Origin of the sequence: Botrimarina colliarenosi, assembly GCF_007859955.1 — a bacterium.
Classification (GTDB): domain Bacteria; phylum Planctomycetota; class Planctomycetia; order Pirellulales; family Lacipirellulaceae; genus Botrimarina; species Botrimarina colliarenosi.
In genome coordinates this window covers 65,281-86,082 of record NZ_SJPR01000007.1, presented here as the reverse complement: position 1 = coordinate 86,082, position 20,802 = coordinate 65,281, and the positions used below count along the sequence as shown (strand labels likewise).

Sequence of the window (20,802 nt, the reverse complement as noted above, 5' to 3'; positions counted from 1 at the left end):
CGCTATCAGGCGACCGCGGCGGCGATGGATTGCGAAGCGTCGGCTGGCGACGGGAAGGGGAGGGGGGACGTCTCCTCGAGCTGAACGGCGGAGCGATCGGCGTTGAGCCAGCAGCCGGCCGCGGCGCCGGCGACGGCGAACAGCAGCCACTCCTCGCTGTGCACCAACGTCAGGTCGTGGAACAAGGCCGAGGGCAGGTAGTTCACCACCGCGGCGATGCAGAGCAGCCCCAGGCGGTTGCAGTCGGCCGACACCGTCGGGTCGTGGGCGAGCCGCCAGCCGATCCAGCCGAAGCCGGCAAGCACCGCTAGGAACGCCGCGAGACCCAACATTCCCGTCTCGACCAGCAGGCCGAGGAACGTGTTGTGGTGGTGCAGCGGGCGGATCGACTCGAGCTCGAACGACTGCCGCCGGTCAGTCAAGTACGGCATCTTCTTGTCGTAGAAACGGCCGAAGCCGACGCCCCACAGCGGCGCGTCACGGACCATCTGCGCCGAGACATAGGCGAACGCCTCGCGCTGCTGCACCGAGTGGGCCGACACGGCGCCCGAGTCCTCACGCTTAAGGGCGACAATCGCGTCCTTGCCGACCACCAGCAGCAGCACGCCAAGCACCGTGGCCGTCGCGAACGACGGAAGGCGCCAGACCTTGGGCAACTGCAGGCACATGACGACAACGACCGCGGCCATCAGGCCGAGCCACGTCGACCGGGTGTACGTGAGCAGCACGCCGAGCGTCATCACAGCGCAGGCGCCAAACCAGAAGAGTTGCATCGGCCGGCTCGCGCGGGGGATCAGCAGCCACGCCGCGGCGGTGCAGACCACGAGATGGACGCCGAGGCTCACCGAGTTGAGCGCCGGACCCCGGGCGCGGCCAAAGTGCAGGCCCAGGTCGGGGTTGGCGATGAATCTCGGGAAGATCAGCGACCAGGCGCCCGCCGTCTCGAGTAACGCCGTGACACCGAGATAGACGCCCAGGCAGGCCAACGCCGTCAGCACCACCCGCGCCGCGCCGGTGTCGATCACCGAGGTCCGCAGCACCGCGTACAAGACTGCCGGCGCCCAGAAGCTCACCACCAGGCGGAAAAGCGGCGACGTCGGGAGATTGACCCCCTCGCCCGGCTTGTTGAGAACACAGCTAACGGCGAGCCAGCCGCAAAGCAGAGCGATCGACCAGTCGAGGCCGATCGGCGTCGTCGTTTTGGTCTCGCCAGTCCGCAGCCGCCAGAACGACAAGCCGACAACGCCAACCAGCGCTAGGCGGTCGAGCGTCAGCGGGATCGGCCCCGCGTCGGCGTGCCAGAAGTCGTAGCCCAGGACGTAGCCGACGATAAGCACGCCCATTACCTGGGCGGCGACAGAGAGGCGCGGAGCGACCTTCGCAGCAAGCAGCGCGATCACAAGGCCGATCAAAAGCGCCGGGACAAGCATCGTGCGACCACGAGGCGGGGGGGCGACAAACGCGGGAGGAGGGAGGGACGGTCCGTCGTCAGTGCAAACCTACGCCAGTCCGCCTGTGGAGGCCCGAAGGGGCGACCCGATTGGCACGCCACCCGATGGCGAACGTTGTGGATTGCGACTCAGGCGCCGAAGGTACGGGTCGGAGTCGTGGCGACGGTCGAGACGGTCGTGAGGGGCGACACGGGGCGGGCCTTGGCGGCGTCGTCGGCCGTGGCGCGGGCGATCTCAACGGCCCAGGGCAACTCGGACGTGGCGGGCGCGGGTTGAGGCTGTGCTCGCGGCGCGGGCTGCGGCGCAGGCCTAGGTTGGGGCTGCTGGACGGCCGCTGCGGGCGCCTGGGCCGGCGTCTCTGCGGGAGCCGGCGCCGGGGTAAGGGCCGGTCGGGCTTCCACTCTGGCAGCTGTGGGGGGCGTTGATGAGGGCGCCGCGGCAGGGCCACGAGTCGGGGTCCGGCTAAGCACCACCGCTGGCGTCTCGGTCGGCGGGGCGTAGAAAACGAAAACGAGCGTCGCCCCGAGCAGCAGGCCCGCCATCCCGCCGGCGGCGGTCACCGTCGTGCGGCCGGGGCCGACCGGGTGGACGCCCGTTTCGACTTCGTCGATCGAGGCGAGCAGGCTCGACGAGTTGGCGCCGCCGCGCGCCGCTTTGGCGTCGGCGAGTTGTTTGAGCGATCGTTCGAGGACCGCGGTCTGGCCTTCGACGTTGGCGACGAGCTCGGCGTACTCCGAACGTTGCCCCGCCAAGCCGGCCGAGCGGTCGCGGAGTTGGGCGATCTGGGCCGCTAGCTCTTCCTCGCGGCGCTGCGACACTTGAAGTTCAAGCTCAACGCCGGCGATCGCCGACGGCAGTTCGCGGACGAGCTCCTTTTGGACGGCCTGCTGCGAGTGTCGGGCCGCAACCACCAGCGGATGGTTTGGGGTCCGCGTGCCGGCGGTTCGGGCGACGACCAGCTGGGCGTCGACAAGGCCATTCTTTAAGCGCCGCAGCGCCGGCTGCCCGCTCAGCAACGCGTCGGGCGTAGCGAGGATCCTTGACGGGTTCTCGACCGCGGTCTGGAGCTCATTGAGCAGCGCCTCGTTCTGGCGGCGTCGATCAACCGACTGGCGACGTTCCGACTCGATAGCGAGAACTTTCTGGCCCAGTTCGCTCTGGCCGCCGTTGGGGCTGGTGAGGTGCCGCAGTTCGATGAGGTCGGCCCCGATCGAACCCTCGAAAGCGGCGAGCGTCTCGGCCTGCTTGTGGAGTTGCTCTCGGGCGATGGCGACCGAGCGTTCCACCTCGGCGACCAGGCTGCTGGCGCGCTCGTTGCGGAGCTCGTTGAGACGCAGGTCGAGTTGCCGAGTGAGCGACTTGACCATAGCGATGGCGCGGTCGCGGTTCGGATTGAGAACGCCGACGTAGAAGACCTCGGTCTTACCGAATTCGGCGCCGCCGGGCGGGTTGAGGCGCAACTTGTCGCGGAAGTCGGCGATGTCTTGCCGTGAGGGCTCTTTGCCGAGCACCTCGCTAAGGACCGCCGTGACGACGCTCTGGCTGCGGGCCAGTTCCAGGAGCGTCTCTTGGACGGTCTTCATCTCCGACAAGTCGGTGAACTTGCCGAGGCGCTGATCGGTGTAGCCGGCCGCGTCACTGCGGATGACAAGGCCCTGCGTCGCCTTCCAGTCGCGCGGCAGCACCAAGGTGCTCAAGGCGGCGATCACGGCGCCGGCGACGGCCGGAGCGATCAGCAGCGATCGGTGCCGCTGCATGAGTTGCAGCAGTCGGGCGGGAGTCAGGCTGGCGGAGTTGGTCGGCATGGGGCATGGCCTGAGGGGGCGCGGTTCGGCGCCACCCGGTTGAGCAACCCTAGTGCCGGATTGGCGGCACGCCGGGCGTTTCGTCGTCAGAAGCCCTGGTTTCCTCGGGGGATTGGTCCGGTCACACGGCTACCGGGCCGGTCGGGGCGGTCGATCTCGGTGTTGCGAAAACGCAACGGTCGCCGCGCCACGTCAACGCGGCGCCGGTTCCGCCCGGTTGCGACTTGCGTTCCCTCCCCTGCAAGGCAGAGTTACAGACGCCCCGCGCCGCGCCGGGCGTTCCGCCGCCACTCCCGCTGCGAGAACCCCCCCACCCGTGTCGATGTCGCCCCTCCGCCGATCGTTGCTGGGTTTGTACCAGGGGGCCACCGCGTCCCTGCGGATGCGGGCGGTGCGGCGGCTCGCCAAATTGGGACGCGCGCCGGTCTGCGTGCTGTTTTACCACCGCGTCGCCGACACAAACCCCAACGACTGGACGCTCTCGCACCAAGCGTTCCGCCGCCAGATCGATTGGCTCTCGCGCCGCTTCGATGTGGTCTCGCTGCAAGAAGCGCAGCGGCGTTTGGGCGCAGGCGCCAGTCGCCGACCCGCCGTCGCGATCACCTTCGACGACGGGTACGGCGAGAACTGCGACTACGCGATCCCGCTCTTGCTGCGGCGCGGATTGCCGTTCACGTACTTTGTCTCGACCCAAATCATCCGCGACCAGACCGCGTTCCCGCACGACTTAGCAGCAGGTGTGCGGCTCCGCCCCAACAGCCTTACCGAGCTCCGCGCCATGGCGGCCGCGGGGGTCGAGATCGGCGCCCACACGCGGACACACCCCGACCTCGGCCGTTCGACCGACGCCGATTGGCTGCGGGAGGAGATCGTGGGATCGATCGAAGACATCACGACGTGGACCGGGAAGCGGCCGCGCTCGTTCGCCTTCCCCTTTGGGCAGGTCGAGAACCTTACACCCGAGGCGATGCAGATCGCTCGTGACGCGGGCGTCCGTGTCGTCTGCTCCGCCTATGGCGCCTACAACCAACCCGAGCGGGTCTCGAAGGAAAGGGGGCCGTTTCATTTGCGACGCATCCACGCCGACCCCGAGTGGGTCCGCTTCACCAACTGGATGACAATCGATCCCCGCAAGCTGCTCGCCGCCGACCCGATCGACGACGACGCCTACCTGAGCGGTTTGTCGTCCGGCCCTGTCGCGGCGGATGATGCGCCCCTGCTCCTGCCGGCGGAGGCGGTCGATGGCTAAGCCACTCGCCCCGACTCGCTCCGCCCGCAACAACCTCGCGCCCGAGACGCTCGTCTCGAGCCTCGCGGTCGTGCTGCTGGTGAACGTCGTGCAGCGCAGCGTTGGCTTCGGCCGCGCGGTGCTGTTCTGTCGCTGGCTCGAGCCCGAACAGCTCGGCTACTGGGAGATGGCCTACAGCTTCTTGCTGCTCGCCGCGCCGCTGGCGGTGCTCGGGCTGCCGGGATCGTTCGGTCGCTACCTGGAACGCTACCGCCAGCGGGGGCAGCTGCGGCTGTTCCTCCGCCGAACCTCGTTCTGGACGTTTCTGCTCGCCGGATCGACCGTCGCGCTGCTGGCTTGGCGTCGGGCCGACCTGGCCGCGCTGGTTTTCGGCAGCCCCGACCGGGCGGGCCTCGCGCTGGGGGTGGTGGGCTGTCTGGTGGTCGTGATCCTGCACCACTTCTTCGAGGCGATCTTCGCCGGGCTGCGGATGTTCCGTGTCGTTTCGGCGATGCACTTTACGCAGAGCATGTCATTCGCCGCGGTGTCGCTGACGCTGGTCGCCTGTTGGCGGGCCGAGACGGCGAGCGTCGTCATCGGCTACGCCGTGGCGTGCGCGCTGTCGATCGTCGGCGTGCTGAGCTGGGTCGCCCTGCGGGTGCGGCCCGAAGCCGAGGCGGGCGACGCCGTCGCGCACCGCGATTTCTGGCCGCCGCTGATGCGGTTCGCCATTTGGGTCTGGGTCACCAACCTGTTGACGAACGTCTTCGGGGTCGTAGACCGCTACATGATTGTTCACTTCGGCGGCTTTGACACCGACGAGGCGCTCGTGCAAGTCGGTAACTACCACACGAGTATCATCGTGCCGGTGCTGTTGATTTCGTTCGCCAATCTGTTGGTGGGAGCGATGACGCCCCACCTGAGCCACGACTGGGAGGCGGGCCGCCGCGAAGCGGTCTCGGGACGGCTCAACTTAGTCTTGAAAATCGGCACGCTCGTGATGCTCTCCGCCGGCGTGGTATTGCTGGCGCTCTGCCCGTTGCTGTTCCATCTGGCGTTCGAGGACAAGTACGACGCGGGCCTCGCGGTGATGCCGTGGACGATCGCGAATTGCGTCTGGTTCTCGTTGCTGCTGGTGGCCCAACAGTACGTCTGGTGCGCCGAGAAATCGCACCGGGCGACTCCGCCGCTGGTCGTGGGCCTCGTCACCAATATCGTGCTGAACTTGCTGCTGCTGCCGACACTGGGCCTCCTCGGCGCGGTCGCGGCGACCGCCGCCGCGACGCTGCTGACGCTGTTGACACAGCTCTACATCAACTACCGGACCGGCATGCAGGTGCACCGCGGCACGGTGCTGGTCGCGTTCGCACCGGGGCTGCTGACGCTCGGGCCAACGCCCGCCGCGATAGGCGTGGTGGTGCTCTTCGGCCTCGCGCTGGCGCGCGGCTGGATCCTCACCCCGGAAGAGCGGTCGCAGATCGGAGCGACGGCGATCCAGCGGCTGAGTCGATTCACGACGCGTCTGGGACACAGCGCCCCGTAAGGCACGACGCCTACAACTGAAAATTATGATCCAAGAACAAAAATCACGCCGAGACACGCCCTTGCGGGTGCTGTTCGTCCAGACCAGCATGCCGGTCGGCGGGGCGGAGACGCTCCTCGTGAACCTCGTGCGGCGGCTCGATCCGACGCGCTTCGCCCCCGAGGTGGTCTGCCTCAAGGAGCGGGGCCCGCTCGGCGACACGCTTGCCGAGGAAGGGTTCCCGGTCCATTACGGCTTGCTCAAGGGGAAGTACGACCTGCGTGTGCTGCCGCGTCTGACGGAGCTGATGCGGCGCCGAAAGATCGATGCGGTGGTTACCGTTGGCGCCGGAGACAAGATGTTCTGGGGCCGGTTGGCGGCGCGTTGCGCCGGCGTGCCGGTGGTCGCCGCGGCGCTGCACAGCACCGGCTGGCCCGACGGCGTCGGCCGGCTCAACCGCCTGCAGACGCCGCTGACCGACGCCTTCATCGCGGTCGCCGAGCCGCACGGGCGGTTCCTCGTCGAGTTCGAACGCTTCCCGGATTCGAAAGTACGCGTCATCCCCAACGGGGTCGACGTTGAGCGTTTCGCTCCGCCGCAAGGCTCGATGGCGATCCGCGAGGAATTGGGCGTCGGCCCGACAACGCCGCTGGTGGGGATCCTCGCCGCCTTGCGGCCGGAGAAGAACCACGAGCTGTTCGTGGCGGCCGCCAGCCGCATCCGCCACGCCGTGCCCGAAGCCCAGTTCGTCGTCATCGGCGAGGGGCCTGAGCGGCGGTCGATCGAGGAGGCCGCGACCCTGCTGGGCCTCTACGATCCAACCAACCCGCAAGGTTCCGCCCTGAAACTGTTGGGCAACCGCGATGACGTCCCGAGCGTCTTGGCGGCGCTCGACGTGTTGACCCTCACGTCGCACAACGAAGCGAATCCCGTTTCGATCTTGGAAGGCATGAGCTGCGGCCTCCCGGTGGTGGCGACCAACGTCGGCTCGGTATCGGAGTCGGTCATCGAGGGCCAGACCGGCTGGCTGGTCCCGCCGGGCGACAAAAAGCTGCTCGCCGAACGGGTCACCGACCTGCTGAACGAGCCGCTGCTCGCCAAGCGGATGGGCGAGGCGGGCCGCCGCCGCGTGGTGGAGCGGTCGTCGCTGGGGGTGATGGTCGGCGGGTATGAGCGGCTGATCGCCGAAATCTACGAGCAGAAGACGGGCCGCCGCGTCGCCGCGGCGCCTCAGCAAGCGACCCCTCAGCAGGCGGCCGCCGAGATGCAGGCTCGAACTAGCGACGCGGCGCTGTCATACTAGCGGGTCTGGCCAACTTGGGGCCTCGGCGCTCGTCGCCGGGCGTCTCTGCCGCCGATCCCGCCCGCGATGTCCGCCGCCCTGACGCTTACCGACTGGATCCTTACCGGGCTGGCCCGCTTTATGAGCGGCCCGCAGGTGCGCTGGATTGATTGTCAGCCCGACACCTGCCAACGCGTCTACTTCGCCAACCACACCAGCCACATCGACCTCGTGCTGGTGCGGACCGCGTTGCCGCCGGCGTGCCGTGAGGTGACTCGGCCGGTGGCGGCCCACGACTACTGGAGCAAAGGCTTGATCCGCCCGCACTTGGCGAGGGCGTTCAACGCGATGCTGATCGACCGCAAGAGCGTGAAGGTGCACCAGAGCCCGATCGACTTGATGCTCCACGAGATGGGCGACCGTTTCTCGGTCATCATCTTCCCCGAAGGGGGCCGGTCGGACGGGCAGCGTGTCGGGGAGTTCAAGAGCGGACTCTACTACCTCGGCAAGAAGCGGCCCGACATCGAGCTCGTGCCGGTCCACCTCCACAACATGCACCGCGTCCTGCCACGCGACGAGTACCTGCCGATCCCGCTGCTGGCGACCGTGTCGTTCGGCGCGCCGATCTGGCTCGAGCAAGATGAATCCAAGAACGACTTCCTCGCCCGCGCCCGCCAAGCCGTCCTCAAGCTGGCGCCGGGCGAAGACGAGTAAGGGGGATTGCGGATTGGGCCGTTCCTCAGAGGCGGGACCGGATTGCGGTATGAAACGCAAGTGAACCCCCGGCCCTTCATCAAGTCCGCATTCCGCAATCCAAATTCCGCAATCCTATGCCTCACCTCACCAACTGGGCGTTCGCCGCGGTCGTCGTCGTCCTTTTGGGGCTGGCGACGCTCGTCGGATGGGCGCTCGGGCGCCAGCCGCAGTGGGGGCTCAATCCGGCCGCGATCGAAGCGTTCAACCGCCGGGTCCGGAGCTGGTGGATCATCTGCACGCTGCTGGCGATCGCGCTGCTCAGCAAGACGATCACCGTCGTGCTGTTCGGACTGATTAGCTTCGCGACGCTACGCGAGTTCATCACGCTGACGCCGACCCGGCTCTCGGACCATCGGGCGTTGTTCTGGGTCTTCTTTTTCTTCCTGCCTCTGCAGTACGTGCTGGTCGCTCAGAACGCCTACGGGGCGTTCGCCGTGATGATCCCGGTATTCGCCTGCGTGTTTATCCCGGCGCGGATCGCGATCGCCGGCGACCCCAAGCGGTTCCTCGAACGGGTGGCTAAGATCCAGGTCGGCCTGCTGATCTGCGTCTATAGCTTGAGCTACGCCCCGGCCCTGCTGTACCTCGAGGCCCCCGGCCTTACCTACAGCGCGAACGCCCGGCTGCTTTTCTTGTTGGTGCTGCTGTCGCTGCTCTCCGAAGCGGTGCAGTTCGCCTGGAGCCGCCTCTACGGCCGCCACGTGATCGCTCCGGCGATCAACCAGACCCGCACGTGGGAGGGCTTCCTGGGGTCGTCGGCGACGATCGCCCTGGTCGGCGCTGCGCTGCACCAGGTGGGCGCCACGCCCTTCGCCACCCTGTGGCAGGCGGCGGTGGCGTCGCTGCTGGTCGCCGTCATGGGCTTCGCCGGGGCGATGACCCTGTCGGCTGTGAAGCGTGACCGCCGTGTCCAGGACTACGGCGCGCTCGTCGAGGGCCAGCCGGGCGTGCTCGACCGGGCCGACGCCCTCTGCTTCGCGGCGCCGGTCTTTTACCACGTGGCGCGGTGGTTCCTTTCGTAATCGCCGCCCCGCGCGTAAGCGGCACGGCGCTAGCCGCCGGTGAACGAGGCGATCGGCGGGCCACAACGTGGACCGGTGGCTAGCGCCATGCCGCTCACGCCCGCGAACCGCCAGCTACCGCCAGACCTTGCCGCCGCTGTAGACGCTCGCCATCGGCGGCGTCGGCGCGGGCTCGAGTTGCTGGGCGTAGACCGAGGGCTGCTTCGCTAGCGAACTCTGCGACAGGTCGCGGATCGGGGTGATCGGCTCGTTCGCCGAGGCGAGTTGCACCGGCGCGTCGGAGCGGTTGTCGAGCCGCGGACGGTCCGCCCGCACCCAACCGAGCCACTCGTTCTGGAGCTCGTACAGGCTGTCGTAGCCGTAGTGCTTCTGCACGACGCGGCGCCAGTTCTCGTCTTGCATGCCGTCGGCGAGGAACTCGAGGAACTCCTGCTTGCCGTGCCCCTCGATGAGGAACTGCGTCAGCGAGTGCCCCTGCGAGTAGAGCGGCAGGATGTCGACCGGGTACTCCTTCATGGCGAACATCTTGCTGAAGGGGATCCCCTTGCCGGTCTTGAGGAACTGGATCAGCAGGCGTTCTTGCTTGGCGATCTCGCTGCGGTGCTCGACCGTCGTGCAGGCGCCTTCGTCGGCCCAGCGTGGCAGCGGCTGACGGAAGTAGCTCGCGAACACGGTGTGCGTGATCTCGTGTGGCAGCACCGAGTCGAGCACCCGCTCGCGGCTCCCTTGGACTTCCATCTCCCAGCCGAAGACCGTACCTCGGTCGAAGACGAAGGTCGTGGCGCCGCCGGCTCCGAGGGCGGGCGAAACCTTCGCCTGGATCGGGCAAGGCTCGCTCCATTGGGGCATCGGCTGGCCGACCCACTCGATGGCGAGCGACTCGCGGAGCTCTTCGGCCGACTCGCCGATTTCGCGGGCCAGCTCGGCCGTCGGCGCCTGGACAACGAAGTTCGCCGTCCGGTAGCCGGCTGCGCGGCGGAGCGAGACGTTGTGGGCGGGTCGTTGGGCGGCCACTTCGGCGGCGACGCCTACCAAAGCGACAACAGCAGCCGCGGCGCCGACGCGCCGGGTCAATCGAGCTTCCATGCTCAGAACCCTCGGGGGAGGTCAGTGATCTCGGCGGTCGGTCGCGTCTTGCGACCGGGTCCACCAATGCGGGGACGCCGAACCTAACACGACCCGCGGTACGCGACCCACCCCGATCTGGTTCAAAAAAGACACCGGGCTTGCTTGCACTGCTGTCCGTAAGGGGCGAAAATCCGCCCGGCACGTGCCCCCCTCTTCTCGCTCGTTCCGAGGCGCCGTGATGTGGTTTCGCCGAATGGTACGCCCTGTAGCGTTTTTCATTTGCCTCGCTTTGAGCGGCCACGCGGCGGTGGCCCAGGAGGCGGTTGACCAATTCAATCCGGCCAACGCGTGGAGCTGCCTCAACGCGGGAATTGTGTCGATGTCGCAGACTTTCACGCCGGAATTCGACCGGCTGAACTTTGTCGATATCCATCTTAGCGGCGGCGGGTCCGGATCCGTCACCGACGGCGACTTTACGGTCCGTGTCCTCCGCAACGGGTCGGTCATCCGCGAGAGCGAGCACCTGCTGATACCGGCGGGGGACCCAACCAGCAGCTACCGGCGGTTCAGTTTCCCTCAAGAGGCGAATTTCTCTCGCAATACGGAGTACGAGATCGAGCTCGTGAACCACTCGGGGACGACGTACTTCTCGTGGTGCAAGTCACAGAACGACAGCTACCCCGGGGGCGCTCCGACGAGCGATCCGCCGTACGGCGATCCGGACGCCGACTTCTTGTTCCGCACCGGGATGCAATCGACGTTCTCGTCGCTCGCCGCGCCGCCGACGGCGGGCGATTACGTCTACTTCGAGTCGGCGCCGGATGACGCCATCGCGAGCAGCAACTCGACCTCGGTCAGCAGCGGGTTCTTTTCGGGGATGAACTTCGAGGTCGACCGCCCGACCCGCATCTCGCAGATCGGCGGGCGTTTCAGTTCGGGATCGCAAACGGTCTTCGGCGCCCTGTTCCGTGCGACCGGTTTCATCGATCCGCCCGACTCGACGGATCTCACTTCCAGCGACGTGCTGGCGACGACGCTCATTGACATCCCGTCCCGCCCCTTCGGCGGGCCGCCGGTGGACGCCTTCGGCGAGGTCGATCTCGTGCTCGAGCCCGGCTACTACGGCGTCGTCTTCGGATCGGGGCTGTTCGGGGCGACCGGTAGCACCGGCCTCGCCTCGGTCGACTCGGAGTACGGATCGCAATTCACCTACTCCTTCCGCACGTCGGACGGCAGCCGTTTCACGCAGTCGAGCAACGTCCGGGTTGTCGTGGAAGGGGAGTCGCTCGCGGGGACCCACCAGGTGCGGCCCGTCTACGATGTCGAGACTCAGCAGTACGGCGGGACGTGGATCACGCTCGACGGTGACTCGGAGGTCCTGCCCAATCTGTTTCCTTTCTACGGCGCCGACCGTCGCGGCATGATGGAGTTCTCTCTCGAAGGGGTCCCCGAGGGGGCGGTCATTACCGGGGCGGAGATCGTCATGTCGGTGAGCCAGCGCAGCAGCGGGCCCGCGGGGCTGCCGTCGTGGAGCCTCCATGGATTCGAAGGGGACGGGGTCCTCGACAACACTTCGTCCGACACACCTGCGAACGAGATCGGACACTCCGGACCAATCGGGTCTTTTGACCCGGTCGACATGGACCTCGACACCGCCTACCTGCAATCGCTCGTCGACAACGGGGTGAGCCACTTGGGTCTTTCTGTACGGGGCAGCGAAAACGGCCACTCGGCAGGATTCAACACCTGGGAATGGGGCCAGCCACAAGAGGCACCGCTGCTGACCATCACCTACGAACTGCCCGGCGATTACGACGGCGATGGGATGGTCGGGCCCTCGGACTACCTCGTCTGGCAGGACAGCTATGGGCAGTCGGGCGCCGAGTTGGCGGCCGACGGCAACGGCGACGGCGTCGTCAACGCCGCCGACTACACCGTTTGGCGAGACCATGTCGTGGCGGCTAGCACGACGGAAGCGGCGCCCGAGCCGACGTCGATTTTCGCGGCGGTGTTTGCCGTTCTCTCAGCAATCGCCTGGCGACGTCCTTAAACGCCGACGCGCTTCGGTTCACTCGCTGTACCGGAAGCCCCCAAGACGCTCGTACACCCCGGCGAGGGCTTGGGTGCCGTCGCGGCCGGCGCCTGCCGCGGCGGCCGCTTGGTAGAGCGACTCGACGAGGCGGGTCACCGGCAGCGGCAGGTCGTGCGCGCCGGCGGCGCTCGCGACGAGACGCAGGTCCTTTTGCAGCAGCTCGATCATGAAGCCGGGGGCGTGGTCTCCCGCGGCGATCTGGGGCCCGAGGTTCGCCAACTGCCAAGACCCCGCAGCGCCCGCCGACACCACCTCGACGACCTGCTCCAGATCGAGCCCCGTCGCCTTCGCCAGTGCGAGCGCCTCGCAAACGCCGGCAAGCGCGCCGACGACGGCGATTTGGTTGCACGCCTTGCAGGCTTGGCCGCTCCCCGCGGGCCCGAGATGCGTGATCCGCTTGCCGACCTTCTGGAGCAGTGGCTGGACCTTGTCGAAGGCCGCCCGGTCGCCGCCGCACATGATCGAGAGCGTTCCGTCGCGGGCGCCGACGTCGCCGCCCGAGACCGGGGCGTCGACGAGCGTCGCGCCGACCTCAGCGAGCCGCTGGGCGAACCCGGCGGTCGCCACCGGACAGATCGTTGAGTGGTCAACCACGATCAGCCCCTTGAGCAACTCGGAGTCGGCGGCGATCACGCCCCCTTCGCCGAATAGCACCGCGTCGACGTCGGGCGTGTCGGGCACGTTCACGAACACAACACGACAGCCCGCAGTGACCGCCTCGGCCGCCGTGTCGACCACTTGCGCGCCGTCGGCCGTTAGCGCCTCGGCCTTGGCCCGCGAACGGTTGCAAGCGACGACCGGGACGCCCGCCCGAAGCAGGTTTCGCGCCATCGCGGCGCCCATGATTCCAACGCCGACGTAGGCGACCGGTTCGTTTGCTGACATGAAGACTCTCGGCAGGCACGGATGTTTCCGTCAGCCTGACAGCCGGTTGTCGGTCGGGCTACCCCCACACAATTGGCCCACACAATTGGCCCACACAATTGGCTGAGTCGGATTCGACTCGAGGGGACGGCGGTCGCCCTACTCGCCGATGAAGAGGCCACCGAACTCGTGCAAGAACCACGCGGTCCGGCGCCGCTTGACTTGCACCGCCGCCTGCCACCCGACGAACCCCGCGAGCGTGAAGTCGATCAACAACAGCTCGGTCGGCAAGGGCTTCTCGCTGAATGCCGAGACCCCTTTCAGCGAAAGGTCGCGTGTCGTGATGCGAATCGGCCCGTGGACGGCCCGCCGTGATTCGTTAAGCGGAATTCCAACGGCGGGGATCGACACGGTGTAGCGCGGATGACCACGCTTTTCGCTCTCGACGTAGTCGGACGACGTGAGACGCCGGATCAGCTTGGTGAAAGCGGCGGGTTGGCTGGCGGGCAGTTGGTCCAACGCGATTTTTTCGTCGTCGGCGATTCGCTCGGCGAAGCGCTGCGACGCCAAGGTTTCGTCCGTCTCGCCGGTCACCACAACGGCATGGCACGCCCGGCAGCGCCAGACCTCGCTCGGTAGGCCAGCCTTCGGCGTCGGCAAGCCGAGGACCGCCTCGCAATCGACACAGGAGTCGATGGTGTCGTAATCGATCGTGGACCGGATCCGGTCGGTGCGGGACGCTTTACGGTTATCGACCAGTAAGACTTCGTTCAAACTGGCGATGTCATAAAGCGAAGGGGGGACGCTCGCCACCGGCTTCGGCGTCGCTTGCAACGCAGCGAGCAACGCTGCCGCATCAGCGGTCGACCGACTCGTTAAATCGCCCATCACCTGTCACCAATTTATCGGTGTGATGTCGTCGCGGACCGCCTCGCCAGTCCGCCGTAATCTACCTCCAGGGAGATGCGGCAGGGAGGACTCATCGACTTGGGCGGTCCGCATCACGGCTACCCGCCTCGGCGGACCGGCAGAATCCGGATGTCCGGCACGTTGCGGCCCCTCCCGCGCGGGCGGCCATCGGTGGACGGCGGAATGTTCGTCAAACAGCGCCGACTAACGTCCCTTGGTATCGGCTGAGTTCACCCAAATAGGTCGCCACTAAGTCGCAACGCAGGCGGGTCGCCATCTCGGGAGTAATGGCGCCGCCCCCGACCGCGTAGCGAGGCCGGGCAGCATCCCGCGAAGCCGTCGGGCACGCCATCTCGTTGAGTTCCGAAACAAAGTCGGCGGAAGGCGACTCGAGGTGCGTGACGCTCAGGCAAACCAAGCGGGGGGCGTGGCGGCTCACCGATTCCTGAATCTCGCTGAGGGGCAGCCCCCTCCCCGCCGCAACGACCCGCCATCCGGCGGCTAGCAGCGTCAACTCCACGAGCCGGGGCGGGACTTCGGCGAAGTCCAGCGGCGGCGTCGCCACGATCGCCAAGGGGGCGTCGTCAGGAGGCGTCGCGATCCATCGCCGCAACTCGTGCAGCGTTGTCATCATCGCTTCGCAGGCGCGGCGTTCTTGGTGGACCGCCACGTCGCCAGCCGCCCAGCTCTCGCCGATCCGCCGGAACGCCGGGCCAATAAGTTCGTCCCCCAACGCCTGCGGGCTCTCGCCCTGCTGATAGTGCGATAGCACGATCTCGCGGACACGGGATTCTAGTCCGTCGACAAGTGCGTCATAAAGTTCGTTCTGCGAACTCGCGAGCGACGGACGCCTCGACGTGGCGACCATCCCCAGGACGGCCGGCTCGGCCAGATCGTGACCCGTCTCGCGGACGAACGCGGCGATGCTCGAGAGCGGCACCTTGCGGTGTCCTCCCGCCGTCTTCGCCGCCGGCAACCGCCCGCTATCGACCCACCGCTTCACGGACGACTCGCTGACCCCGAGCGCCTGGGCGATCTGTTTTGGCGTGTAGGTGGCGGGGGGCACGGTCACGCTGATCAAGAAAGGGCGTCGCGGCGGGGTGTCGCTGCGGGGCTCAGTCGGGGTCGAAGCTTCGCGGGGGCGACCAGGATTCCCATCGGCGCCTCGTGTCGCGGACTTTCAGGCCCGGCGAGACGCGCCAGGTTGTGCTGGATGCAAGGAGTACTGGACGGACAACGGCTGGGGCCGTCGCATCGCCGACGAACGCCGGTTCTAATGGCGCAGCATAGCAGCTTTATTTGGGCAGTCGGGAGGCAAATCCTGTGGCGAAGTGCGACGAGGGCTACCTGTGCGAGGTTTGCGGCGACGATGTCGGGGCGATCACCGATTCGGACCTCTACCTGCGGTACGTGATCGGCCAACTCGACCCCGAGGTGCTCCACACGTCGCCCGAGCGGCACCAGCGCTGCAACCCGTCGCTGGCCCAGTACATCGTTGATGAGAAGTTCGCCCCCGTCCTTTGCGAAGGGCCGTTCGACAAACGCCAACTGGATGGCGCCTACGTCCGCGAGCGCGAAGAGCTCGTCACCCGCGGCTGGCGCCGCCTCCGCGAGGTGGTGAAGTCGGGCCTGCCGATCGTCGAGTACCCGTTGCCGGAGGTAATCGAAAGATTGAAGCGGGTCGATGGATCTTCCTGAAGACCATCGACCCGCTGACGCGGCCTACTAATCGGTTGATGCAACGAGGCCCACCATGTTGACCTCGAAGATCTTCGCTTCAATCCGATCTTGTTGAGAGCAAAGCCGGTCGATTTCCGCCCGGCGCCGCTCAAAATCGGGATTGCTTTCCAACAGCAGGTCCAACGCCGCGGTCGCCCCGTCGATCTTGTCGTCGAGGGCGGCGATCCATTCTTCAAGAAAATTGACTTCTTTCTGCTCTGTCGAGTCGGACTCGGCGGCGGCCGCGTGTCGGGTTCTGAGGAGACGTTCCTCGGCGTCGACCTTGCGCTCTTCCAGACGGCGCAATCGATCGCTGGCCAGACGCACACGAAACTCAAGGGTCTCGTTGCTTGGCTGCCCTGCATCCTGCTGGAGTTGCTGGAGCGTGTCGGTCTTCTCGCGGATTGCATCGTCGAGCCGTCGCGAGTAGGCCCTCAGGTGTTGAAGAACCTCGGCTTGCTTGGTGGCCGCCGGCGTGTCCTCCGCCAGACAGGTTGGCGCCGCCAGCGTGGCAAGAGCCAGCGCCAAAGTGGTTGGGACAGTGGTCCGACCCATTGAGCGGCCTCGCATGGTATTCCCCCTTAAAAAGTTGTGACGAGGAGCAGAGGTGAACGTGTTGGCGATCTGACGCGGGGCCGGACGCCAGCGTTCCCCCTGGGGGGCAAAAAAAGCGATCCGTCTTCCGGCGGAGCCCGATCTGCTGAACCATCCCCGCATGCGGCGGGAAAGCTTTGAACCACCAAGGGCACAAAGGACACGACGGCCCGTCTTTGGGACGGACGTGGTCTAAGTTGCCCGTACGTCGTGCCCTTCGTGTCCTTGGTGGTTCAACTGCTCTTTCTGCTCCACCGAGGGCTCGCGCCCACGGCTCAGACGTCGCGGGATGGTCCGTCGATCGTGGGGGGACTCGTCTTTCGGCAAACGCCGTTCTCGCCGACAATCCGCCGCATGACGCACCATGACCAGCAATCGTCCATCGATGAACTGCCGTCCTCGACGCGCGCCGAGGGAGAACTCCCGCCGCTGCTGCGAGACCCCTCGTTTTGGGGCATGTCGGTCACCCAGTTTCTGGGGGCCTTCAACGACAACCTGTTCAAGCAGCTGTTGTTGCTCTTGGCGACGCCCACCGCGGTCGAGCTCGCCGCCGCCCAGGCCCGTGGCGAGACCGCCCCCGACCGCCAGTCGGAGGCGATGATCGTCTTCGCCATCGCCTTTCTGCTCTTCTCCGGTTTCGCGGGGTGGCTCGCCGACCGCACCAGCAAACGGACGCTTATCGTCGCCGCGAAGGTTGCCGAAATCGTCGTCATGGCGCTCGGCATGGTCGGCTTCCTCTTTTACGGCTCGATCGGTTTCAGCGGGATGCTCGTCGTTCTGTTTCTCATGGGAACGCAGAGCGCGTTCTTCGGACCCCCCAAGTACGGCATTCTCCCAGAGATCATCCACGACCGCGACTTGCCACAGGCGAACGGCATCTTCCTGATGTTCACCTTCATGGCGATCATCTTCGGCGTCGTGCTCGCCGGGCAGATCGGCTCGAGTGTCGATACGGTCTGGATCGGATCGGCGGTCTGCATCGTCATCGCGATTGTCGGCACGCTGACGAGCCTCTTCGTCCGCCGCGTCACGCCCGCCAACCCGGGGATGAAGCTCCGGCTGTCCGACTTCTTCGTACCGCCCGAGTCGATCGCGCTGGTCAAACGCGACCGCGAACTGTTGCTTGCGATCATCGTCACCAGCAGCTTCTGGCTCCTTGGGAGCATCGTCCAGCAGGCGGTCAACGCGCTCGGCAAGTCACAGCTCGGGCTGGGCGACCAAGAGACCAGCATCCTGGCGGCGATGCTCGGCATCGGCATCCCGATCGGCTGCCTGCTCGGCGGCAAGCTCTCGGCCGGGCGGATCAACCCCCGCGTCGTCGCCTGGGGCGCCTTCGGCATCGTCGTGAGCCTCGGCCTGATGAGCCTCCGCGGCGGCCCCAAGGAGCACCTGCTCGGCTTCTACGGCAGTATCCCGGTCTTGATCGTTGCGGGCATTAGCACCGGTGTCTTCATCGTGCCGATCCAGGTCGCCGTCCAGGCCCTGCCGCCCGCCAACGAAAAGGGCCGGATGATCGCCCTGATGAACCAGTGCAACTGGATCGGCATCATCCTCGGCGCGCTGCTGTACCAGGGGGCGCTCGAGATCTGCGAGCATTTCAACCAGCCCCGCAACACGGCCTTCGCGATCGGCGCGGCGGTGATGCTGCCGATCGCGCTGTGGTATCGCCCGAAGGAGCGGAGCCTGGGAGACTGACGCTTCAATGATTTGGGCGGAGAACCGACAGCGAGCGATAACGTTTTGTCACTTAGAGTCTTGGCAAAACCCACAGCCGTCATGAATCATCACGAACGCGTTACTCTCGACCCAGCGGTGACGGGGGGTAAGCCGTGCGTCCGTGGTTTGCGCGTCACGGTCGCGACGGTGCTGGGCTTGCTCGCGGTGGGACGATCGCGCGAGGAGGTTCTTGCTGCCTATCCCTATCCGACAGCGAACGACATTGACGCCTGTCTCTCTTACGCCGCTCGGTGACTGAGTCGCTATCACGCATCCAAGTACGAGCAAACGTAATCCACAACCCCGCTCGCCCGGACCTGGAACTTCGAGTCCCCCGGCACGTTGAACGAGTCGCCCGCCGCGTACTCTTTCCACTCGGTTTCGCCGGCGAGCAGCACGCCGAGCTTGCCGGCGGTGATCTCCATCAGCTCGGGCTTCGCGGTGCCGAACTCGTACTCGCCCGGCTGCATCAGGCCGAGCGTCTTGGTCGTGCCGTCGGCGAACTTCACCGTGCGGCTGGTGACCTGGCCGTCGAAGTAGACGTTGGCGGGGACGACGACGGTGACGCCGGAGAACTCTTGGGGCATGATCGATGGGGCTCAATCGGAGAGAGAAACAAAAAATGTGGGAGGCGTCTCCTGACGCCGATTACGGCATCCTAGCCGCAAGGGCAGGCTGCGCGTAATCGGGGTCAGGAGACCCCTCCCACAAGCTTAAAAAACCGTGTGCCGGATTTCTTCAACCGGCGTTGTCGGCCGCGGGCTCGACCGGCTCGACCTCTTCGACGAGGGTCGCCTCGCCGAAACCGGCGTCGGCGATCGCGGCGATTGCGGCGTCGGCCTCAAAAGCCGGCTCCTCGACAGCGACCGTCACAATCTTCGTCTCGGCGTCGGCCTTCACGTCGATGACGCCCGGCTTCTCACGGAGTGTCTCGACGATCGTGGCGGCGCACGCCTCGCAGTGCATGCCGGGGGCCTCGAACTCGACGACCGGGGCGTCGGCGACGTTGAACGCGACGGGCGTTGCGGTTTCGACGGCGTCGGTGGAGCTAGCGGTCGGCGTCGTCGCCGTGCCGCAGCCGGAGGCGGCCACAAGCAACCAAGCGAGATAGCGGTTCTTCATCACAGAGTCTCCGGGAATCGGGGTCACTCCGCCGTGGCCGTTTCGGCGAGCTGCACCAGCTCGCCCTCTTCGGCCATCTTGCGGATGTCTTGGGTGATCTTCATCGAGCAGTACTTCGGCCCGCACATGCTGCAGAAGTGGGCGCTCTTGAAGGTGTCTTGCGGCAGCGTCTGGTCGTGGTACGCGCGGGCCGTCTCCGGGTCGAGCGCCAGCCGGAACTGCTCGTTCCAGTCGAACGCGAAGCGGGCCCGAGACAACGCGTCGTCGCGGTCCTGGGCGCCGGGCCGCTTGCGGGCGATGTCGGCGGCGTGGGCGGCGATCTTATAGGCGATCATGCCCTGCTTGACGTCTTCCTTCTCGGGGAGCCCGAGGTGCTCCTTCGGCGTGACATAGCAGAGCATCGCCGCGCCGTACCAGCCGGCGAGTGCGGCGCCGATCCCACTGGTGATGTGGTCGTATCCGGGGGCGAAGTCGGTCACCAGCGGGCCAAGGACATAGAACGGGGCGCCGTCGCAGATGTCGGCCTGCCGCTCCATGTTCATCTGGATCTGGTCCATGGGGATGTGCCCCGGGCCTTCGACCATGACCTGCGTGCCCCGCTCGCGGCCGCGTTTGGTGAGCTCACCCAGCACGTCGAGTTCAGCGAACTGCGCGGCGTCGCTGGCGTCGGCGATCGAGCCGGGCCGCATGCCGTCGCCGAGGCTCCAGGTGACGTCGTACTGGCGCATGATGTCGCACAGGTCGTCGAACGCCTCGTAGAGCGGGTTCTGCTTGCGGTGCGACATCATCCACTTGGCGATCAGCGAGCCGCCGCGGCTGACGATGCCGGTGACGCGGTGCATCGACAGGTGGAGGTGCTCCAGCAGCACGCCGCAGTGGACCGTCATGTAGTCGACGCCCTGCTTCGCCTGGTGCTCGACCATGTCGAGGAAGTGCTGGGCGGTCATGTCCTCGATCTCGCCGCCGAGCTCCTCGAGCATCTGGTAGATCGGGACGGTGCCGATCGGCACGGGCGACGCCTCGATGATCGCCTTGCGGATGCCGTCGATGTTCTTGCCGGTCGACAGGTCCATGACGGTGTCGGCGCCGAAGTCGATCGCGGTGCGGAGCTTCTCGAGCTCACCATCGATGTCGCTGGTGACCGCCGAGTTGCCGATGTTGGCGTTCACCTTGCAGTTGGTGGCGACGCCGATCCCCATCGGCTCGAGGGCGCCGGCCAGGTGGACCGTGTTGGCGGGGATGACGAGGCGGCCGCGGGCGACCTCGTCGCGGACCGTCTCGGCCGTGATCTGCTCACGTTGGGCCACGAACTCCATGGCCGGGGTGATCTCGCCCGCGCGGGCAATCTCGTACTGGGTGATGGGGGCGGGCATCGGGGTCCTAAAAAATGAGGCCGGCGGCGGAGAAGTGGCGGGCCGTTTGCAATCGAATGGAACGCCCCGAGCGAATCGCTTCTGCCGGCAGTCGCCGGAGGCCAGCTTCGGGTCGGGGCTCTTGAGCGGCGGTGGTCGCGTTGAGGGTTCGCCTGCACACGCCGCAAACCGTTGCGGAGCGAGAGGTTTCACCGTGTCATCGTATCGGGCCCGGGGGGGGTGTCAACGCGGCCAACGGGGGCGGCGAGCTGGTTCCCAGGGGACCGTTCGGCCCGGTTT

19 protein-coding genes are annotated in these 20,802 nt (G+C 66.7%); 9 read left to right on the top strand and 10 right to left on the bottom strand.

The window, feature by feature from the left end; all coding sequences use genetic code 11:
- Positions 1-5: 5 nt before the first annotated feature.
- Together Pla108_RS18595 and Pla108_RS18590 are read right to left on the bottom strand one after the other, a co-directional pair.
- Positions 6-1,430 carry an O-antigen ligase family protein gene (locus tag Pla108_RS18595; RefSeq protein WP_146446482.1) on the bottom strand — a complete coding sequence of 475 codons (1,425 nt, stop codon included), beginning with the start codon at positions 1,428-1,430 and terminating at the stop codon, positions 6-8.
- A gap of 149 nt (positions 1,431-1,579) precedes the next feature.
- Entirely contained in the window at positions 1,580-3,256 is a 1,677-nt protein-coding gene (locus tag Pla108_RS18590) for a GumC family protein (protein ID WP_146446481.1), read from the bottom strand.
- A gap of 322 nt (positions 3,257-3,578) precedes the next feature.
- Here Pla108_RS18590 and Pla108_RS18585 point away from each other — a divergent pair, with 322 nt between their 5' ends.
- The 5 genes from Pla108_RS18585 to Pla108_RS18565 all read left to right on the top strand — a co-directional run bounded on the left by Pla108_RS18585 (position 3,579) and on the right by Pla108_RS18565 (position 9,066).
- Complete coding sequence (locus Pla108_RS18585) at positions 3,579-4,505, top strand: polysaccharide deacetylase family protein (protein ID WP_146446480.1); 927 nt, start codon at positions 3,579-3,581, stop codon at positions 4,503-4,505.
- On the top strand, positions 4,498-6,027 hold the full coding sequence (locus Pla108_RS18580; RefSeq protein ID WP_197526694.1) for a lipopolysaccharide biosynthesis protein: 1,530 nt from the start codon (positions 4,498-4,500) through the stop codon (positions 6,025-6,027). Before Pla108_RS18585 ends, Pla108_RS18580 begins: the two co-directional genes overlap by 8 nt.
- Before the next feature lie 25 nt (positions 6,028-6,052).
- The gene (locus Pla108_RS18575) at positions 6,053-7,309 is read left to right on the top strand and encodes a glycosyltransferase (RefSeq protein ID WP_146446478.1); all 1,257 of its coding nucleotides are present in this window, start codon (positions 6,053-6,055) and stop codon (positions 7,307-7,309) included.
- A gap of 66 nt (positions 7,310-7,375) precedes the next feature.
- The gene (locus Pla108_RS18570; RefSeq protein WP_231934553.1) at positions 7,376-8,002 is read left to right on the top strand and encodes a lysophospholipid acyltransferase family protein; all 627 of its coding nucleotides are present in this window, start codon (positions 7,376-7,378) and stop codon (positions 8,000-8,002) included.
- A gap of 116 nt (positions 8,003-8,118) precedes the next feature.
- The gene (locus tag Pla108_RS18565) at positions 8,119-9,066 is read left to right on the top strand and encodes a phosphatidate cytidylyltransferase (protein ID WP_146446477.1); all 948 of its coding nucleotides are present in this window, start codon (positions 8,119-8,121) and stop codon (positions 9,064-9,066) included.
- A 114-nt stretch (positions 9,067-9,180) separates the two neighbouring features.
- Here the strand turns inward: Pla108_RS18565 and Pla108_RS18560 are convergent, their stop codons facing one another.
- Complete coding sequence (locus Pla108_RS18560) at positions 9,181-10,152, bottom strand: hypothetical protein (protein WP_146446476.1); 972 nt, start codon at positions 10,150-10,152, stop codon at positions 9,181-9,183.
- A gap of 361 nt (positions 10,153-10,513) precedes the next feature.
- Here Pla108_RS18560 and Pla108_RS18555 point away from each other — a divergent pair, with 361 nt between their 5' ends.
- The gene (locus Pla108_RS18555) at positions 10,514-12,184 is read left to right on the top strand and encodes a hypothetical protein (RefSeq protein WP_146446475.1); all 1,671 of its coding nucleotides are present in this window, start codon (positions 10,514-10,516) and stop codon (positions 12,182-12,184) included.
- Positions 12,185-12,202: 18 nt separating this feature from the next.
- Here Pla108_RS18555 and Pla108_RS18550 read toward each other — a convergent pair whose 3' ends face one another.
- The 3 genes from Pla108_RS18550 to Pla108_RS18540 all read right to left on the bottom strand — a co-directional run bounded on the left by Pla108_RS18550 (position 12,203) and on the right by Pla108_RS18540 (position 15,065).
- Positions 12,203-13,111, bottom strand: a complete 909-nt coding sequence (locus Pla108_RS18550; RefSeq protein ID WP_146446474.1) for an NAD(P)-dependent oxidoreductase — start codon at positions 13,109-13,111, stop codon at positions 12,203-12,205.
- A gap of 138 nt (positions 13,112-13,249) precedes the next feature.
- Positions 13,250-13,978, bottom strand: coding sequence for a hypothetical protein (locus tag Pla108_RS18545; protein ID WP_146446473.1), 729 nt, complete (start codon positions 13,976-13,978; stop codon positions 13,250-13,252).
- Positions 13,979-14,189: 211 nt separating this feature from the next.
- Positions 14,190-15,065, bottom strand: coding sequence for a helix-turn-helix domain-containing protein (locus tag Pla108_RS18540; RefSeq protein WP_197526693.1), 876 nt, complete (start codon positions 15,063-15,065; stop codon positions 14,190-14,192).
- 257 nt (positions 15,066-15,322) lie between these two features.
- Between Pla108_RS18540 and Pla108_RS18535 the strand changes: the two genes are divergently transcribed.
- Positions 15,323-15,697: a hypothetical protein gene (locus Pla108_RS18535; protein WP_146446471.1), complete on the top strand. Its 375-nt coding sequence runs from the start codon at positions 15,323-15,325 to the stop codon at positions 15,695-15,697.
- Between the two features lie 27 nt (positions 15,698-15,724).
- On the opposite strand, the gene Pla108_RS18530 is transcribed toward Pla108_RS18535, so the two are convergent.
- Positions 15,725-16,435 (bottom strand): hypothetical protein, encoded by a 711-nt coding sequence (locus tag Pla108_RS18530; protein WP_231934552.1) that lies wholly within the window; start codon positions 16,433-16,435, stop codon positions 15,725-15,727.
- Positions 16,436-16,666: 231 nt separating this feature from the next.
- Between Pla108_RS18530 and Pla108_RS18525 the strand changes: the two genes are divergently transcribed.
- Together Pla108_RS18525 and Pla108_RS18520 are read left to right on the top strand one after the other, a co-directional pair.
- On the top strand, positions 16,667-18,007 hold the full coding sequence (locus tag Pla108_RS18525) for an MFS transporter (RefSeq protein ID WP_146446469.1): 1,341 nt from the start codon (positions 16,667-16,669) through the stop codon (positions 18,005-18,007).
- 81 nt (positions 18,008-18,088) lie between these two features.
- A complete protein-coding gene (locus Pla108_RS18520; protein ID WP_146446468.1) occupies positions 18,089-18,283 on the top strand; it encodes a DUF433 domain-containing protein in 195 nt (64 codons plus the stop codon).
- Between the two features lie 11 nt (positions 18,284-18,294).
- Here Pla108_RS18520 and ppnP read toward each other — a convergent pair whose 3' ends face one another.
- The 3 genes from ppnP to thiC form a co-directional block, all read right to left on the bottom strand.
- Complete coding sequence (gene ppnP, locus Pla108_RS18515) at positions 18,295-18,615, bottom strand: pyrimidine/purine nucleoside phosphorylase (RefSeq protein ID WP_146446467.1); 321 nt, start codon at positions 18,613-18,615, stop codon at positions 18,295-18,297.
- Positions 18,616-18,766: 151 nt separating this feature from the next.
- Positions 18,767-19,150, bottom strand: coding sequence for a heavy-metal-associated domain-containing protein (locus Pla108_RS18510; RefSeq protein ID WP_146446466.1), 384 nt, complete (start codon positions 19,148-19,150; stop codon positions 18,767-18,769).
- A gap of 23 nt (positions 19,151-19,173) precedes the next feature.
- Positions 19,174-20,511, bottom strand: a complete 1,338-nt coding sequence (gene thiC, locus Pla108_RS18505; RefSeq protein ID WP_146446533.1) for a phosphomethylpyrimidine synthase ThiC — start codon at positions 20,509-20,511, stop codon at positions 19,174-19,176.
- Positions 20,512-20,802 lie beyond the last annotated feature (291 nt).